The organism is Magnetococcus marinus MC-1 (assembly GCF_000014865.1).
In the GTDB taxonomy this organism is placed as follows: domain Bacteria; phylum Pseudomonadota; class Magnetococcia; order Magnetococcales; family Magnetococcaceae; genus Magnetococcus; species Magnetococcus marinus.
In genome coordinates, this window is record NC_008576.1 from 299,939 (window position 1) to 317,190 (window position 17,252).

Annotated in this window: 16 protein-coding genes; 15 read left to right on the forward strand and 1 reads right to left on the reverse strand. The window is 55.0% G+C overall.

What is annotated here, in order from left to right; all coding sequences use genetic code 11:
* Positions 1–43 precede the first annotated feature (43 nt).
* The 12 genes from radA to MMC1_RS01440 all read left to right on the forward strand — a co-directional run bounded on the left by radA (position 44) and on the right by MMC1_RS01440 (position 12,733).
* A complete protein-coding gene (gene radA, locus MMC1_RS01385) occupies positions 44–1,402 on the forward strand; it encodes a DNA repair protein RadA (protein ID WP_011711962.1) in 1,359 nt (452 codons plus the stop codon).
* A gap of 117 nt (positions 1,403–1,519) precedes the next feature.
* The gene (locus MMC1_RS01390) at positions 1,520–2,170 is read left to right on the forward strand and encodes a CvpA family protein (RefSeq protein ID WP_011711963.1); all 651 of its coding nucleotides are present in this window, start codon (positions 1,520–1,522) and stop codon (positions 2,168–2,170) included.
* A gap of 173 nt (positions 2,171–2,343) precedes the next feature.
* Positions 2,344–3,774 carry an amidophosphoribosyltransferase gene (gene purF / locus MMC1_RS01395; protein WP_011711964.1) on the forward strand — a complete coding sequence of 477 codons (1,431 nt, stop codon included), beginning with the start codon at positions 2,344–2,346 and terminating at the stop codon, positions 3,772–3,774.
* 303 nt (positions 3,775–4,077) lie between these two features.
* The gene (gene flgB, locus MMC1_RS01400; RefSeq protein ID WP_011711965.1) at positions 4,078–4,491 is read left to right on the forward strand and encodes a flagellar basal body rod protein FlgB; all 414 of its coding nucleotides are present in this window, start codon (positions 4,078–4,080) and stop codon (positions 4,489–4,491) included.
* A 96-nt stretch (positions 4,492–4,587) separates the two neighbouring features.
* A complete protein-coding gene (gene flgC, locus MMC1_RS01405; protein WP_011711966.1) occupies positions 4,588–5,013 on the forward strand; it encodes a flagellar basal body rod protein FlgC in 426 nt (141 codons plus the stop codon).
* 14 nt (positions 5,014–5,027) lie between these two features.
* Positions 5,028–5,339 (forward strand): flagellar hook-basal body complex protein FliE, encoded by a 312-nt coding sequence (gene fliE / locus MMC1_RS01410; RefSeq protein ID WP_011711967.1) that lies wholly within the window; start codon positions 5,028–5,030, stop codon positions 5,337–5,339.
* A 128-nt stretch (positions 5,340–5,467) separates the two neighbouring features.
* Positions 5,468–7,123, forward strand: a complete 1,656-nt coding sequence (fliF, locus tag MMC1_RS01415) for a flagellar basal-body MS-ring/collar protein FliF (RefSeq protein WP_011711968.1) — start codon at positions 5,468–5,470, stop codon at positions 7,121–7,123.
* A gap of 301 nt (positions 7,124–7,424) precedes the next feature.
* On the forward strand, positions 7,425–8,435 hold the full coding sequence (gene fliG / locus MMC1_RS01420) for a flagellar motor switch protein FliG (RefSeq protein WP_011711969.1): 1,011 nt from the start codon (positions 7,425–7,427) through the stop codon (positions 8,433–8,435).
* A gap of 158 nt (positions 8,436–8,593) precedes the next feature.
* Positions 8,594–10,168, forward strand: coding sequence for a FliH/SctL family protein (locus tag MMC1_RS01425; RefSeq protein WP_011711970.1), 1,575 nt, complete (start codon positions 8,594–8,596; stop codon positions 10,166–10,168).
* A complete protein-coding gene (locus tag MMC1_RS01430; protein WP_011711971.1) occupies positions 10,165–11,514 on the forward strand; it encodes a FliI/YscN family ATPase in 1,350 nt (449 codons plus the stop codon). The genes MMC1_RS01425 and MMC1_RS01430 overlap by 4 nt, the downstream gene beginning before the upstream one ends.
* 245 nt (positions 11,515–11,759) lie before the next feature.
* Complete coding sequence (locus tag MMC1_RS01435) at positions 11,760–12,065, forward strand: hypothetical protein (protein WP_011711972.1); 306 nt, start codon at positions 11,760–11,762, stop codon at positions 12,063–12,065.
* Positions 12,066–12,277: 212 nt separating this feature from the next.
* Positions 12,278–12,733, forward strand: coding sequence for a hypothetical protein (locus tag MMC1_RS01440; protein ID WP_011711973.1), 456 nt, complete (start codon positions 12,278–12,280; stop codon positions 12,731–12,733).
* Positions 12,734–12,801: 68 nt separating this feature from the next.
* Here MMC1_RS01440 and MMC1_RS01445 read toward each other — a convergent pair whose 3' ends face one another.
* Complete coding sequence (locus tag MMC1_RS01445; RefSeq protein ID WP_011711974.1) at positions 12,802–13,533, reverse strand: YciK family oxidoreductase; 732 nt, start codon at positions 13,531–13,533, stop codon at positions 12,802–12,804.
* Between the two features lie 58 nt (positions 13,534–13,591).
* Between MMC1_RS01445 and miaA the strand changes: the two genes are divergently transcribed.
* From miaA to hflX, 3 genes are all read left to right on the forward strand, one after another.
* On the forward strand, positions 13,592–14,512 hold the full coding sequence (miaA, locus tag MMC1_RS01450) for a tRNA (adenosine(37)-N6)-dimethylallyltransferase MiaA (RefSeq protein WP_011711975.1): 921 nt from the start codon (positions 13,592–13,594) through the stop codon (positions 14,510–14,512).
* Positions 14,513–14,757: 245 nt separating this feature from the next.
* Positions 14,758–15,015: an RNA chaperone Hfq gene (gene hfq, locus MMC1_RS01455; protein ID WP_011711976.1), complete on the forward strand. Its 258-nt coding sequence runs from the start codon at positions 14,758–14,760 to the stop codon at positions 15,013–15,015.
* Between the two features lie 66 nt (positions 15,016–15,081).
* Positions 15,082–16,380, forward strand: coding sequence for a GTPase HflX (gene hflX / locus MMC1_RS01460; RefSeq protein WP_011711977.1), 1,299 nt, complete (start codon positions 15,082–15,084; stop codon positions 16,378–16,380).
* The last annotated feature ends 872 nt before the right edge of the window (positions 16,381–17,252 follow it).

Genomic DNA, 17,252 nt, shown 5'->3' on the forward strand with positions numbered 1-17,252 from the left:
TTTTTCCAAACCTGAACATGGATGAGAGAAGTGACCCATCGCTATGGCTAAGGCAAAAGAACAGTTTGTCTGTACCGAGTGCGGGGCAGAGTACAGTCAGTGGCAAGGAAAATGTCACACCTGCCAAGCATGGAACAGTCTCAAGGCATTTACCCCGGCTAAAAAAGGGGCGCGTGCGGCCCATCCCACCCTTGGGGTGGCCATGGAGCCCATTACTCTGGATAGCGTGGCGGGGGGTGAAGCCCCCCGCATTCAAATTGGGATCTCAGAGCTAGATCGGGTGCTGGGTGGGGGTTTGGTCTCTGGGGCCGCCATCTTAATTGGTGGGGATCCAGGCATCGGTAAATCGACCTTGCTCATGGGGGCGTTGGCCAAATTGAGCACCAGCCTGCGGGTGTTGTATGTCTCGGGTGAAGAGTCGCTGATACAGCTCAAGCTGCGGGCGGAGCGCATGGGGGTGGATGGCGCCAACTTTTGGGTGTTCATGGAAAACCGCTTAGAGGCGGTGGAAGAGGCGGTAAATAAACAGCAGCCTGATGTGCTGGTGGTGGACTCAATCCAGACCATCGCCGGGGATGAAATTCCCTCTGCTGCGGGCACGGTGACCCAGGTGCGGGAGTGTGCCTCGCGCATGATTCAGTGGGCTAAGCGGCGCAATATGGCGCTCTTTCTCATCGGTCATGTGACCAAAGAGGGGCAGATTGCTGGTCCGCGTATTTTGGAGCATATGGTGGATACGGTGCTCTATTTTGAGGGGGAGCGGGGCCATAGTTACCGTATTTTACGGGCGGTTAAAAACCGCTTTGGGGCGGCCAATGAGATTGGCGTGTTCGAGATGCGTGAGAACGGTTTGGCGCAGGTAACCAACCCTTCAGAGCTGTTTTTAGCCGAGCGGGTAGGTGGAGCGGCGGGCTCGGTGGTTTATGCGGGGTTGGAGGGCACACGGCCCGTTTTGATTGAAATTCAATCCCTGGTTACCCCCAGCCCGCTCCCCCAACCCCGGCGCAACACGGTGGGGATAGATACCAACCGCTTAGCGATGCTCATTGCGGTGTTGGAGAAACGGTTGGGGTTGGGGCTGTTTAACCACGATATTTTTCTGAATGTGGCGGGGGGATTTCGCATCAATGAGCCCTCGGCGGATTTGGCAGTGACGCTCTCCCTTTATGCAGCGTTGCGAAACATTAGTCTGGACCCTGGCATGGTGGTGCTGGGCGAGGTGGGTCTGGCAGGGGAGGTGCGGGCGGTCTCCCACGCGACGACCCGTTTAAAAGAGGCGCAAAAATTAGGTTTTACCCGCTGTATTTTACCAAAAAAAAGTATGAAAGGGGTGCCCGATGGGTTGGGTATTACCCTGCATCCGGTGGCGCTGATTGAAGATGCTATTGCGCTGTTGGCATGAAGGTGAAGGGGTTTTAGGGATGTAAGCCGTGGTCGGCCCGCAGGGTACGGTGGGGCCCGATAAGCGTGTTACATACCATGGATTTACAGCTATCTTTTTAGTGAAACGAGGTATCCCATGATCTGGTTTGATTATCTGTTGATTTTCATCCTCGGTTCTGTTTTGCTGCTAGCCGCAAACCGGGGCTTTTTTCGCGAGGTGTTCGCCCTGATTGGTTGGGTGTTGGCGTTCATTGCCACCACCTTTTTAAGTGGCCGCTTAGCCGCTCATCTGGGCCACTATGTGGCCGATGCAGAGATGGTGCGTATTATGGCCATTTCGTTGGTCTTTATCAGTACCTTAATGGCCGTATGGGGAATTGGCTATCTGTTGAATTGGGCCATTGCCCCCGCTCAATTAAACTGGCAAGATCGCATCCTGGGGATGAGCTTTGGCCTGGTTCGTGGTATGCTGGTCATCTTGATTGGGTTTAGCACGGTGATGGCCTTTGGTGGACCACCCCAAGGGGTGATGAAACGCTCCGTCTTGGCGCAGCATTTTGCCCAGGGTGCATGGCGTTTAAGTATTCTGCAACCGTCGGACTCCATGTTGCGGGTGCAGGGGGATGAACGTCCCACCCGCATTCAGACCGTGCCGGTGCCCACCTGGGAGGCCGATGAACGCACGTTGGAGGCTTGGTTGCATCGGCCATTGGAAGCCCCCCCTGCGGAGCTACCGGCACCGATTATGATCCATAAGCAGGTAGAAAAAGTAACACGTCTTTTTTAAAGCGCAGGCTGCATGTTTACGATATGCTAACAGCGCGTTAATGGCGGGTCTGTGGGGTAGCTATTACAACGCAGGCCCAGCTCGTGGTCACTACGCCATTTTACCGACGCAGTGACTTTGGGGGTGTATGGACCTTTGCCATACCACGTACGACCATAGAGCGGAATTGACCCTTGTTTGATCCTACCGACGAACATTTTCATGATGAGTGTGGCGTGTTTGGTGTTTACAACCATGCCGAAGCCGCCAATTTGACCTATCTGGGTCTTTACGCTTTGCAGCACCGGGGGCAGGAGTCCGGTGGCATCGTCTCGGTGCAAGATCGCATCTTTCACACCACCCGTGGTCAGGGCTTGGTGGCAGACGTTTTCAAACAGAGAGAGTTGGACGCCCTGGAGGGGGATAAGGCCATCGGTCATGTGCGCTACTCCACCACCGGGGGTAGTGCCAACAGCCGTAACCTACAACCGCTGGTGGTGGATACCGCCGACGGTGGTTTGGCCATTGCCCACAACGGTAACTTGGTCAACGGTACCGAGATGCGCCGCATGCTGGAACGTCGCGGCTCGATCTTTCAATCCACCATGGATACCGAAGTCATTGTGCATTTGACCGCGCTATCGCGGGAGAACACCTTTTCGGATCGGCTGGTGGAGGCGCTCAAACAGGTACAGGGTGCCTATGCCTTGGTGGCGATGGATGAGAACCAGATCATTGTGGTGCGTGACCCCCACGGTCTGCGCCCGCTGGTACTGGGCAAGGTGGGCGAGAAGGGCATTGTGGTCTCGTCAGAAACCTGTGCCCTTAATCTGATCGAGGCTCAGTTCTGGCGGGATGTGGAACCCGGCGAAATGGTGGTCATTAGCCCCGACGGCATACGCTCTTACTTTCCATTCCAAAAACAGAAGCGCTCTTTTTGCGTTTTTGAATATATCTACTTTGCCCGTCCTGATTCTAACCTGGATGGCATCAACGTCTATAATGCGCGTAAGGCGATTGGTGCTAAATTGGCGGAAGAGTCACCGGTAGAGGCCGATGTTATCATTCCGGTGCCGGACTCTGGGGTGCCATCGGCGTTGGGTTTTTCCCAGGCGTCGGGCATACCCTTTGAGCTGGGTATTATCCGTAACCACTATGTGGGACGTACCTTTATCGAACCTCAGCAGCAGATTCGCCATTTTGGGGTAAAGATTAAGCTCAATGCCAACCCCCACATTTTTAAAGGCAAGCGGGTGGTATTGGTGGATGATTCGGTGGTGCGGGGTACCACCAGCCGTAAAATTGTTAAAATGGTGCGGGCTGCGGGTGCCCGCGAGGTGCATGTGCGCATCTCTTCGCCCCCCACCACCAACCCCTGCTTTTATGGCATTGATACCCCAACTCGACAGGAGCTGTTGGCCTCTAGCCATACTGTGAGCGAGATGTGCAGCTACATTACCGCAGACTCCCTCTGTTATATCTCCCTTGAGGGTCTCTACAGCGCCCTGAATGCCAAACGGGTGGACTATTGTGATGCCTGTTTTAGTGGGGAGTATCCGATCCCTTTTCCCAATCAAGTGGGGGATCAACAGCTAACCTTGCTGAAAGAGTCCTTCTATAAATAACCAAGTTCGGGTCTGTGCCTCGCTGCTTTAAGGTACGGCCCAAGTTTTGTTGTTCGGCATAAAGGCCCCCCTTGGTCAAACTGAGGGGGGCTTTTTGTTTGAGTGGGATAAATCCTCTGAACCCCGCCACTTTTTCCGTTTGATTGGGCCTGTTGGCTCCCCCCTTTGGCACAAACTGTGAAGAGTAGGCTCGTTAGGGCGTCGAGGAAGGATTCTGGAATTTGGCACAAGCCGTGCAGTTTCAGGGATAACCGGTGGTGGGAACCGGTGTTGAACCGTCAATAACGTGACTGGAGGCATACCATGTCCGGATTTGGACTGCTGGGCAACAGCGGGGCATTTAAGGCTAATTTACTGGATCTGCGCCAACGGCGTCAGGATATCATCGCTGCCAACATTGCCAATGCAGATACCCCCGGCTACAAAGCGCGTCGTTTAAGCTTTGAAGAGGAGTTGGCTAAATCGACCCCGCGGGATGGGGATCTGCCCATGGCACGTAGCGATCCACGGCATCTGCCCGCCCAAGGTTTTTTAGCGGCGTCCGGTGAGATACAAGAGGTGGAAACGCCCATCTCTAAGGGAGATATGAACAGTGTTGATATGGAGCAAGAGATGGCTCGGCAGACCGCCAACCAACTGCTCTATAACTATGCCACTCAATCTCTGAATGGCCAGATTACCAAGATGAAGATGGCGATTCGCGGCGAAGTGCGTTAAGCAACCGATTAATGGGGTCGACAGCTCAAGGATGAGCGGGCCATAACCACCACGGATGGGTGACAACCTCGAACGAGCTTGGCTCAGAGGTGCAGCATGGATTTTTTAACATCCTTTAAGGTGACGGCATCGGGTTTGGCGGCGCAGCGTCTTCGCATGAACATCATCAGCGAAAACGTGGCCAATGCACAGACCACCCGCACCCCAGAAGGGGGACCTTACAAGCGGCGTGATCCGGTTTTTATGTCCCGTCCGTTCCAGGATTATCTAACCCGCGAGGAGTCGGCGGGGGCGACTGGTGTGGCGGTGGATCGGGTCAATGTGGATCATCGGCCACCCCGGTTGCAGTATGATCCCAACCATCCCGATGCCAACGCCGATGGTTATGTGGCCATGCCCAACATTGATGTCATGACCGAAATGGTCAACATGATGTCCGCCAGCCGCTCTTACGAGGCCAATGTGTCGGTGCTCAATGCCTCGAAGCAGATGGCGCTTAAAGCGCTGGAAATCGGACGTTAAGGGGAGGATAGATCATGAAAATAGCTGCACTACCGCAACTGCCTAACATTGCCCAACTCAGTAAGGGCATGAGTTTGAGTAGCACCAAAGCGGGGGGGCCGTGGGAGTCGTTTTCCACCCTGCTTTCCCAGCAGATTAAAGAGACCCAGCAGCTGGAGAAGAAGGCGCGCGTATTGGGTGAAAAGGCGATGCTCGGTAATGCCGGGGTAAGCCTGCATGAGGCGCAGATTGCGGGGGCGACCGCCGAGCTGCATATGCAGCTGTTGGTGCAGACCCGTAACAAGGCGGTTGAGGTTTATAAAGAGGTTATGAACATGCCGGTCTAAGGTCTGTACGCAGACCGGTTGATCCGGAATTATTTACTTCGTAGGGCCAGGATGGCCCCGGCGAAGGCGCCGAGCCAAGGGATTGGGCGCGGCGTGGGCATTACTGCTTTTGACGTGGGACGAAGATCATGGCAGAGACACCCAATGATGCTGAAGGCGGAGCCTCGGCAGAAGAGCCCTCCCTGGGTGGGCTATTTGGTAGTTTGCCCTTAACGGGGCGTAATGGCGTTATCATTGCCGCAATGGCGTCAGTATTCATCTTGGCGGCGATCATCTGGTTTGCCACACGGCCTTCCATGAAGGTGCTCTACTCCGGCCTGCCGGATCTGGAGAGTGCCCGCATTGTGGAGCAGCTGGGCAAGCTGGGTGTCCCTTATGAGCTGGGCAGCGGGGGTACCACCATCCGCATCCCTGAAGATAAGGTCTACGATGTGCGACTGGAGATGGCCAAAGCTGGCCTACCCAAGAGCACCGACGGGGTAGGCTTTGAGATCTTCGATAACCAGAGTTTGATGGGCATGACCGACTTTGTGCAGCGCATGAACTATCAACGCGCGTTGCAAGGGGAGCTGGCCCGTTCGGTGGAGAGCATTGCGGCTGTAGAAAAGGCGCGGGTACACCTGGTTTTACCGAAAAAGTCCATGTTTGCAGCCGAAGAGCGCACCGCCACTGCATCGGTGGTGATGGAGCTTACCCACGCTCTGAACAAGACCCAGATTGATGGCATCACCCACATGGTGGCCAGCGCGGTAGAAGGGTTGAGTCAAGATCAAGTGACCCTGCTGGATCAAAAGGGTAATCTGATTGCGGGCGGTAAGACCGAAGATCTGGATGGGCGCATGCCCACGGATGATGCTTTGGCACTGCAAAGCATGAAAGAGAAGAAGATTGAAGAGCGGGTGCAGAGCCTGCTGGATCGGGTATTGGGTCCAGACAAGTCCATTATCCGTATTACCGCTGAGTTGGATCTGGACAAAAAGCAGCGTCAAGAGGAGTCCTATGATCCCGATGGTCAGGTGCCGCTAAGCACCAATACGGTTACGGAATCCAGCCGTGGCATGTTTGGCACCGGTGGCGTCCCTGGGGTGATCCCCAACGATCCCAACCAGACGGCGGTGGCCGGTGGTACCGGCTCGCAGCAGACGCGGGATGTGGAGCGTGAGCAGGTCAACTTCTTGGTACCCAAAAAGGTTACAACGGTACAAGAAGCGGTGGGTGATATTCGTCGTCTTTCCGTGGCGGTGATGATTGATGGCACCTACGAAGCGGTTAAGGATAAGGATGGTAACATTGATCCTGAAAAGCCAGCGGTCTATACGCCGCGCTCGACAGAGGAGATGGAGCAGCTCAAGCGTATCATCATGCAGACGGTGGGTTTTGACGCCAAGCGTGGGGATAGTATTGAGGTAACCAATACCGCCTTTGAGCCGCTGCCACCACCCTTGGATGTGAAGAGCCCCTGGTTGTCGCGGGAGTTCCAGTTGGAGATGGCCAAATATGGTGCCATTGCCCTGCTTGCTTTCCTGCTGGTGTTCTTCGTCATGCGTCCGCTGGTGACCAAGCTGCTGATCCCCGAAGAGGAGCAGGACGACCGCCTGCCCGGTACGGTTGCAGATTTGGAACGGCAGTTGCTAGCTGAAGGTGTAGGCACGATTCCGGTCGATTCGCCCATACGCATGAAGATTCCTGATCGGAGCCTACAGTTGGCCCAGCAGATGATTGCGGATAACCTGGAAGAGGCCCGTGAGATCATCCGCTCTTGGATGGCGCAGGATAGCTACTAAGCAGTGTTTAAAAGGCGGGTGGCCGGCATGCCACCCGCCGCACACCCCCCACAGAGGGGTGCAAGTGATAACCAAATGGGCAGGCCACGCAGGATGCAGAGTGCCATGCCGGTTTGATGACACTGCCGGATGGGTGACGGATCACCCATTCGGCAGACCTATGCGAGGGGTTGGTTGGGCGAGGATGCCCAGTGAACCGCTTAAAAGCCTGTCCATTCGCGGGCAGGCTGTGGAATAGGGTTCGGAAGGAACCGAACCATCCTTGGCGCTAACGCCAACGGGAGCAAGGAGCCAGGCAACCATGAAACTCACCGGCAAGGAAAAAGCGGCGGTCTTCATTCTTTCACTTCCAGATGATGATGCAAAAAAGATCATGGAAGGGATGAGTGAGGATGAGATCCGAGAGATCTCCCGTACCATCGCCCGCTTGGGGCAGATGGATGAAGAGACCGTTAAAGCGGTGCGCGAAGAGTTTCTCTCCCTCTTTGAGAACCAATCTTTCAATGTTCGCGGCGGTATGCAGAAGGTCAAGGATTTGATCTTCAAAGTACTGGGCAAAGAGAAGGGGCGGCATCTGCTCAAGGAGCTGCAACAGGGGCCGAAAAACACCCCTTGGGAGATTCTCAACGAGATGGAACCCACCCTGGTGGCGACTTTTCTAGCGAATGAACATCCCCAGAGTATCGCCCTGATTATCTCGCAGCTCAACGCCGAGCAGGCTTCGTTTATCATCGACTATCTGGCCCCTGAGGTGCAGCAAGAGGTGATCTATCGCATGGCCAAACTGGGCAATCTACCCCCCGGTGCGCTGGAGGATATTGAAGAGTCACTGCTGGCGGAGCTGGAGGCGATGGGGGCCTCACGGGGGCTTTACACCTCCGAGGGTGGTGGTGGTGTGAAAAAGGTGGCCGAACTGCTCAACCTTATGCCCCGGGATACCTCCGACAAGCTGTTGGCCTTTTTGGATGAAGAGGATAATCCGCTGGCCGAAGATGTGCGTAAGGAGATGTTCCTGTTTGAAGATCTGCTGTTGATGGATGATAAGAGCTTCCAGACCCTGCTGCGAGAGGTCTCTAACGACGAGCTGCTCACCGCCCTTAAAGGCACCGACGATCGTCTTAAAGAGAAGTTCTTTACCAACATGTCGGAGCGGGCGGCGGAGATGCTGCGCGAGGATCTGGAGATGATGGGTCCGGTGAAGGTGTCCGATGTGGAGCAGGCGCAGCAGGCGATTCTCAAGGTCGCACGTCAGTTGGAGGCCGATGGTGCCATTGTCATCATGGGCAAAGGCAGCGACGACGTGGTTCTATAAGGGCTATTGTAGTAATGGGTGCCCCCCGCTGGGCACCCAGCGGGATAAAGGTCCACGGATTGGACCCTATTGGGATCTTCGTTGGAGGTTCCAGTCTCTAAGGGTTATGGCCCCCCCCAGTGGCGGGGCTAATGGTCCTATCAAGGAAGAGGCGTACCATGAGTCAAAAAACCCACCTCTATCGCGACCGCAGCGGGCTTACCGTTGAAGGCGGCTTTGCGGCACTACTCAAGCACGAGCCAGACCCCATGCGTGGGGCCTTTGTTGGTTATCTGCCCAACGGCAAACTCCCCTCGTTAAAGGTCAAGGAACCCGAGCCCATTATTGATGAGGTCGAGGCCGAGACACGCCGTGATGAGGCGCTGGAGCGGGAGCTCTATCAGCGCGTATTTGCGGCGGCGGAACAGGCGGGTATGGAGGCGGGCCTGCGCAAGATGGAAGAGGAGATGGCCGCTCGGGTGCCTCGCTTGGAGGGGATCATCCGAGATCTGGACGGCCTACCGCAGCGTGTATTTGCCGCCAGTGAACAGTTTATGGTGGAATCGTGCATCCTGTTGTTGCAGGAGCTGCTGGCCCATGAGGTATCGGTCAATGTGGAGAGCTTAAAGGCCCGCATTCATCGTCTTATGCGTGAGGTGGCGACGCGGGATCGTATGGGCATTCACCTAAACCCCAAGGATGTTGAGCTGTTGGGTGCCAGTGCCTCCTTTGAGGGTTTGGAGATTATAGGGGACCCCATGGTACCCCAGGGTACGGCCCGCCTAGAGAGCAATTTCGGCGGCATTGAGGATGATATTTCTGACCGGCTGGCCCATATGCAGAACGGTATTCGCGCCTTTTTGGAAGAGCGCTTAGAGAAACCGGAGCTCTATGATGCCGCCGTCGGCGCGGGGGAGATTGCTCTGGATGAAGAGGAAGAGGTCGAGCAACTGGACGATTTGCAGGAGCCTGATGCCAACGATACCACCGGTGCAACGCTGGCAGCCATGGAGGCTGGGGGCAGTGACGACACGCCTGAAGAGGTTCATGAAATGACCTCGCTGGGCGAAGAGGTGGCCGAAGATTTAAGCACCCTGATTGATGAGAGTGAGGCCCAGGAGGCCAATGCGGCCTTAGATCTCTTGGGTGGGGATATAACCGAGGAAAACGAAGGGGATGAAGAGGATGATGACGCCTGCATCATCGGCCCCGGTGAGCTCTCTGGCATGCCCAAGGCGCGGCCACAGCAGGCGGCGGCGGAGCTGGATGAGCTGGATGAAGCGGCGTGGGATGAGGAAGCCCTAACCAGCGGCACCACTGGCGCGACATTGGCAGCCATGGAGGCGGGTGCTCATGGATCGAAGACCCCAGCCGAGGCGGCGGCCCTGACTCAGATGGGTGAGGGTGTGGAGGAGGATCTCTCGGCCTTGTTGGATGATGATGTTGGGGATGATGAACCCGATGTGCTGGCCGATGTGGATGAGGTTGCGGATGAAGAGGAAGAGTATGGCACTGGTGCGACCTTAGCGGCGCTGGAGGCGGGTGCTTTGGGTTCTGCCACCCCAGCCGAGGCGGCGGCGTTGACCCAGATAGGTGAGGATGTGGAGCAGGATCTGGCCGCTTTGCTGGATGCCGATGAGCAAGATGCCATGGATGATATTGCGCAGATGTTGGCGGATCAAGGCAGCGATGAGGATCAAGATGCGCTGTTTGAGGGTCTGTTGGATGAAGAAGATAAGGAGTTTCAACCATGATCTCCATGGCACAGACGCCGACGGAAGAGCATCCCCTTAGGCTACCCTGGGGTGCTTATGCGCAGGTGGCGCAGGAAGATCTGGGTTTTCACCGCTTGGGTTGGGTAAAAAAGGTGGTGGGATTGCTTATTGAAGGCAATGGTCCAGCGGTCTCCATTGGTCAGATGTGCGATGTCGTTCGTGAGAATGGCGAGGTGGTTAAGGCCGAGGTGGTGGGTTTTCGGGACAAGTCGGTATTGTTGATGCCGCTGGGTTCTATTAAGGGGATCTTTCCGGGTTCGCGGATTATCTCCCAGGGTCGAGCGGAGCAGGTACCGGTGGGGCCGCAGTTGCTGGGTCGGGTGATTGGACCCATGGGCGAGGCATTGGATGGTCACGCCTTACCCCATTTGGATGATCATGTACCCCTGCATGCCGCGCCGATCAATCCCATGTTGCGGCGCAAGATTGAGGAGCCTTTGGATCTTGGGGTGCGGGCGGTTAACAGTCTGCTTACCGTGGGTCGGGGCCAGCGTTTGGGTATTTTTGCCGGAACCGGTGTGGGCAAGAGCACCCTGTTGGGTATGATGGCCCGCTATACGGCGGCGGATATTAATGTGATTGCCCTGATCGGTGAACGTGGGCGCGAGGTGGTGGAGTTTATTGAGGATGAGTTGGGCCCTGAGGGCATGGCGCGTTCCATTGTGATTGTCGCCACCTCGGATCAACCTCCGTTATTGCGTTTGCGGGCGGCGTATATGGCAACGGCCATTGCCGAGTTTTTTCGTGCCCAGCAAAAGGATGTGCTGTTGTTGATGGACTCCATTACCCGTTTTGCCATGGCGCAGCGGGAGGTGGGTTTGGCCACCGGCGAGCCCCCTACCAGTCGTGGTTATCCACCCTCAACCTTTATGCTGTTGCCCCGCCTGTTGGAGCGGGGGGGACGGGATCAAGGGCGTGGTTCGATTACTTCCATCTATACGGTGTTGATGGAAGGGGATGATATTCAGGATCCCATTGTTGACGCGGTACGGGGTATTTTGGATGGTCACATTGTGTTGTCGCGGGATCTGGCGGCGGCCAACCACTACCCCGCCATTGATGTCAACGGTTCGTTGTCGCGTTTGATGGAGGGGCTGTCGGAGAAGGCGCATAAACGGGCTGCCGGTCAACTACGGGAAATTTTGGCCACCTATGTTAAGGCCGAGGATATGATTAATATTGGTGCCTATGTGGCGGGCAGTAACCCGCGCATTGACCGGGCCATTCGGTTTATTGAGCCCATACGTACCTTTTTGAAGCAGTCGGTGGAGGAGCCCTCGACTTTGGAAGAGAGCATCGCTCAGTTAGAGAGTCTGTTCGCCTAATCCCCATCGCATGCCGCGCTGATAAACAAAGCCCCATCTCCTGCGAGATGGGGCTTTGTTGTCATGGGTATTCCTGTGGCAGAAGGGCGCTGGTGATGTGGCGCAAATTTGGTGGATTATGACGGTAGGGTATTGGTGGTTTGTTGAGGGGTGGGAGAAGAGGCTTGAACTCGGTTTGGGGATGCCTTATGCTACCGGCATGTAAAACAATTATATATTGATAAGATCATATAAGGAAGAATGTTATGAAAAAGGCGACGATAATCGGTCTGTTTATAGGTATTGGTATCTCTTTGCTGGCCCAAATCGCGGTGGCTGGTCCCCCCATGTTGTTTGGTGCAGATGGGCGCTATCTTGGTACATTGAGCAACAACCGCTATGATCCTAACTCGGTGTCCAACCCCTATGGTCGATATGGCAGCCGTTATTCGCCCGACTCCATTAACAACCCTTTTGGTCGCTATGGCAGTCGCTATTCCAGCGAATCGGTCAATAATCCCTTTGCGTCCAATCCGCCGAAAATTTTTTCACCCTATGGGGGGCTGCGATAAGGTGTTGATGCCATTATAAACATGATTTAAGAGAAACTTCACAGAACGGGTGGAGGACTAATAGGCATAGATCTTTCCCTATTTTTGGGTGCCACGTGCGCATAGGTGGTACGCTCCATCGTCAGAGCTTGGCCTTCTTGCTGGGCTTTGTGCGTTATGGTGATTGATGTTAGCGCAAAAGTGTTGAAGCTGTCGTCTCAAGAGGGTTTGTTATGTCACGTATACCGATCCACTATAAAGTCACCCTCTTTTATGCCCTGTTTGGGGTGTTATGGATTTTTGTTTCTGACCGGGTCTTGGAGTTTTTGGTGAGTGATGCTCAATTGATGGGCATTATACAGACGTTTAAGGGGTGGATCTATGTGGTGCTAACCAGTGCCATGCTGTTTGTGATTATTCGAATGGACCATCTGGCCATAGAGAAGAAGGAGCGGGAGAAGGCTCAACTCTATCAGGCTACGATGAGTGCGGTTCACCATATTTTACATAATTTTTTAAATAAAATGATGCTCTATCGCTTGGGGGTAGAAGAGCAGCAGCCGGTAAACCCAGAACTACAGGCGCTCTATGAGCGGGTGATTGAAGAGACACAGCACGAGATCTATCTATTACAGACGGCCAAGCAGTTTACCGCCGAAGAGGTGCGCGCGACGGTACAGCCCAAATAGGGATATGACGAGGGGTTAAAGGTGTGCAGCGGGTCCCGTTGGGGGGGGACCCGCTTGGCGTGGGTGTTTTATACGGCCTTCCAATCCATCCATTCGCGGGCATTGAGGTGTTCTCCGCGTACATCTTTGCTTTGTTGGCTGGCCAGGTAGAGAAAAACCGGTAAAATGGCTTGGGCAGAGGGCAGGGTGGTGGGATCCTCACCGGGGAAGGCTTTGGCGCGCATGGTGGTGGCGGTGGCGCCGGGGTTAACGGTGTTGACACGGATCGGACTTTTTTCCAACTCTTGCGCCAAGGTTTCGCTTAGGTTAATCAGGGCGGCTTTGGAGGCGGCATAGGCGCCCCAAAAGGCACGGCCCTGGTGGCCCACACCGGAGCTTAGGTTGATGATGGAGGCATCATCGCTTTGTGTTAGCAGGGGTATAAATTCACGCATAAGAAAAAAGGGTGCGGTGACATTGACCCGCATCACCTGTTCCCACTCTTGGGGCCGGTAGTTGGCCAAGGGGGAGAGGGTGCCCAGCAGGGCGGCATTATTGACGAGAATATCTAAGCGTCCATAGCGTTCGTAGGTATTTTTGACCAGTTCGGGAATAGCGCCAAGGCCAGTTTCTAGATCCATGGGTACAATGGTGGCTTTGCCGCCGGCTTGAGTAATGGCATCATAGACATTTTCCAGCTTCTTCTGGGTGCGGCCCAGCAGCAGCACAGTGGCCCCCGCAGCGGCGTAGCCCTCGGCGATCGCCTTACCAATACCGGAACCCGCGCCGGTGACCAGCGCAATACGGTTTTCAAGCAACATGGTTGATCCATCCTCTTTACATTCACATGACCCTGGGGCCATACCGGTGCTTTTTATAATGGGCCCCACCGCATCGGGCAAGACCGGACTTGCCTTACATTTGGCCGAACATTTTCCTTTAGAGATCGTAAACGCTGATTCGGTTCAGGTCTACCGGGGAATGGATATTGGATCGGCCAAGCCCACATTGCAAGAGCGGCAGGCGATTGTGCACCATCTGATTGACGTCACCACGCCGGATGATCCCTTTTCGGCGGGCCGTTTTCGCACCGCAGCTTTGGAAGTGATTGAGGATTGTCACCGACGGGGGGTGATTCCGGCGTTGGTTGGGGGCACGGGATTTTATTTTCGCGCGGTGGAGCAGGGCATTGCGGAGATTCCAGAGGTTGATGCCCAGATTGTGGCTGAGTTAAACCGGCGGGTGTGTGACGAGGTGGGGTTGGCGTGCTGTTATGCCCAGTTACAGCAGGTGGATCCACCATGGGCGGCGCGGGTGGAGCCGGGGGATCGGCAGCGTATTGTGCGGGGGTTATCGGTCTATCTTGCCAGCGGTCAGCCATTGAGTTATTGGCAGCAGCTTAGTTGCCAGCAGGCACCGGAAGGTCCGGCATTGCGTATTTGTAAGTTGGCCATTGAGTGGCCCAGGGAGCAGCTTTATGCACGCATTAACCAGCGGTTTGAGCAGATGCTCAAGGAGGGGTTTATGGAGGAGGTGCAGGGCTTGTTGTCGAGGGGCTACCATGGGGATTTACCGGCCATGCGGGCGGTTGGTTATCGGGCATTGATTGGCTATTTGCAGGGGGCTTATGATTTAGCGCGGGCGGTGGAGTTGGGGCAGCGGGATAGCCGACGTTATGCCAAGCGGCAGATCACATGGCTTAAAGCAGAGCCGGGGTTGCAATGGTTGGCACCTGAGGGGGCCAAACAGGCTGCTTTGGACGAAGTAAGGGCATTTTTGCAATTTTTTAAGAAAAAATAGCGTTTTTCCGTTGAGTACCACCCTGCGAGGGTTTAAAAATCCGTAGAGTGCCTAAAAAAGGATTGACACCCCGCTTGGGTGCTTTGTTGTACGGCTCTCTTTTTTAGGGGGCGCAAAATCTGCTTTTTTGCCGGACATGGACCATTGGTCCTCATACCATGGGTTGAACCTGTGGATGAGCTGGGACGGATTCGCCGCACCCGATGCCGGACCTATAACGAGAATGAAGACAGGGAGGGTGGACCATGGGTAATAGCCATGCTGGACACAATGTACAGGACCCGTTTTTGAACACACTACGTCGGGAGAAGGTGCCGGTTACGGTGTTTTTGGTTAACGGTATTAAATTACAGGGGATGATCACCTCCTTTGACAACTATTGCCTACTGCTGAAAAACAGTGTGACGCAGTTGGTGTTCAAGCATGCCATATCAACGGTTATGCCATCGCGCAACATCCATATGGGTGATGAGCGTGATGATGCTAAAGAGAGTAAGGAATAAACCGATTGTATCCTATAGCTGATCTGTTGGGAGCGCTCCTTTGGGAGCGTTTCCCTGTTTACGCCCATGCTTGAGACCCATCAAGCCCCTGATCGGGCCATTTTGCTCCAGGCTTTAGAGCCTAAAGTTACCCGTGATGCATGCCAGCGCCTGCTGGATGAGTTGGTGCATCTTTCAACCACGGCGGGCTTAGAGGTCCACGCCACGCAGCTACTTTCTTTACAAAAGGCGGTACCGGCCACCTATTTTGGTTCAGGGCAGGTGGAGGAGTTGGCGCGTCGGATTGAGGAAGACGAGATTGACGTGGCGGTGGTTAACCATGCATTAACGCCGATTCAGCAGCGCAATTTAGAAAAAAAGCTCAACGCCAAGGTGGTGGATCGCACGGGATTGATTTTGGAGATCTTTGCGGCTCGTGCGCGTACCCGCGAGGGTATTATGCAGGTGGAGTTGGCTTCATTGATGTATCAGCAGTCGCGTTTGGTACGTTCTTGGACGCATTTGGAGCGGCAGCGAGGGGGTGTGGGTTTACGGGGTGGTCCTGGTGAGCGGCAGATTGAGGTTGACCGGCGTTTAATTCGGGAACGTATTCACAAGTTAAAAAAGCAGTTGGAGGAGGTTGAGCGTACGCGGGCGTTACAGCGTCAGCCGCGTCAGGATATACCGCTGTTTACGGTGGCGTTGGTGGGTTATACCAATGCGGGCAAGTCGACATTGTTCAATTTATTGACGCGTGCGGGGGTATTGGCGGAGGACAAATTATTTGCCACGTTAGATCCGACCATGCGTGCGGTAGATTTACCGGATGGGGGTAGGATTTTACTTTCGGACACGGTGGGATTTATCCGGCAGTTACCGCATCAGTTGGTTGCGGCCTTCAAGGCGACTTTGGAGGAGGTGATGAGTGCGGACATGTTACTGCATGTGGTGGATTTATCGGATCCGGAGTGGGAGCGGTATGTTGAGTCGGTTAATGGTGTTTTGCAGGAGTTAGAGGTACAGCACACGCGCACTTTGACGGTTTACAATAAGATAGACCGTTTGGAGAGTCGGGGTATTTTAGAGCGTGAGTTAGCGCGTGGGGACACCATTGGGGTATCGGCGCAGACGGGGGAGGGGGTAGAGCCGTTATTATCGGAATTACGTCGTGCGGTGGGGCGTGCGATGTTGCGGTATGAGGTTATTTTACCGGTATCGGATGGGCGGTGGTTAGCGAAGTTCCATGCGGAGGCCTCGGTGGTTGAGGTGCGAGAGGGTGAGGATTTCACCACGTTGATTGTGGAGTTAGCGCCGGCGGTATTGGGGCGGTTACAGGGTGAGGTTGAGCGTGAGGGGGTTGAGGTTCAGTTTCGACCGGTGGATTGAGTGAGGGGATTGTGTTGTTTGGGTTGGGGTTTTGAATGGATGTCTGGGGGGAGAAGTTCTCTGTCTCCCCTCAGGGTTTTGCTTTTAGTTTGTTGATTTTGTTGAAAATTCTCCCGTCATAGCCCTTAATTTTATAGCTTTTACGCTTAAAAAAAGGTTAGAGGGGGGTCTGGGGGGAGAAGTTCTCTGTCTCCCCTCAGGGTTTTGCTTTTAGTCTTTTGTTTTTTTTTGTTTTTTCTTTTAGGCTCGCCCTTCGCAACGGGAGCTAAGCTGCGTCTTTTTGCAGCTTAGCGACCAGCGAGCCTGCTTTTTAATCCGTATGGATGGGGAAATTGGGGTTTTTTCCAATTTCCCCATCCATACGGATGCCAAACGCCCCAGCGGGGCTTAGGTTTGGGCGGTGGTTGGGGGATGTAGAGATTGCCCCCCCCAGCGCCGGTGTGCCCAAGCGCGGTTTTCACCCCAGCCACTCCGTGCCCAACCGCCCGCCACGCTGGCGCGTGACATCGCTACCCTATGCCCCGTACCGCGCTCCTACACAACCCGTGCTCTCTTAATAAAACCCCTGCACCCTTGCTCCATCGGTACGGGGCTTTACAAAAGATCAAAAGATTAAAAAAGTCAAAAGATCTCAGGGCTTCGCCCCGAACCCCACTGGGCGCCGCCCAGACCCGGCAGGGCTCTGCCCTGCACCCGCTGGGTGGGCAAGCAGAGCTTCCCCCCAGACCCCCCAATCCCTTTTAATAATGGGACTCCCTGGGCATAGAGGCATTCAGTTTCGGGTTGGGCGGTGGTTGGGGGATGTAGAGATTGCCCCCCCCCCCAGCGCCGGTGTGCCCAAGCGCGGTTTTCACCCCAGCCACTCCGTGCCC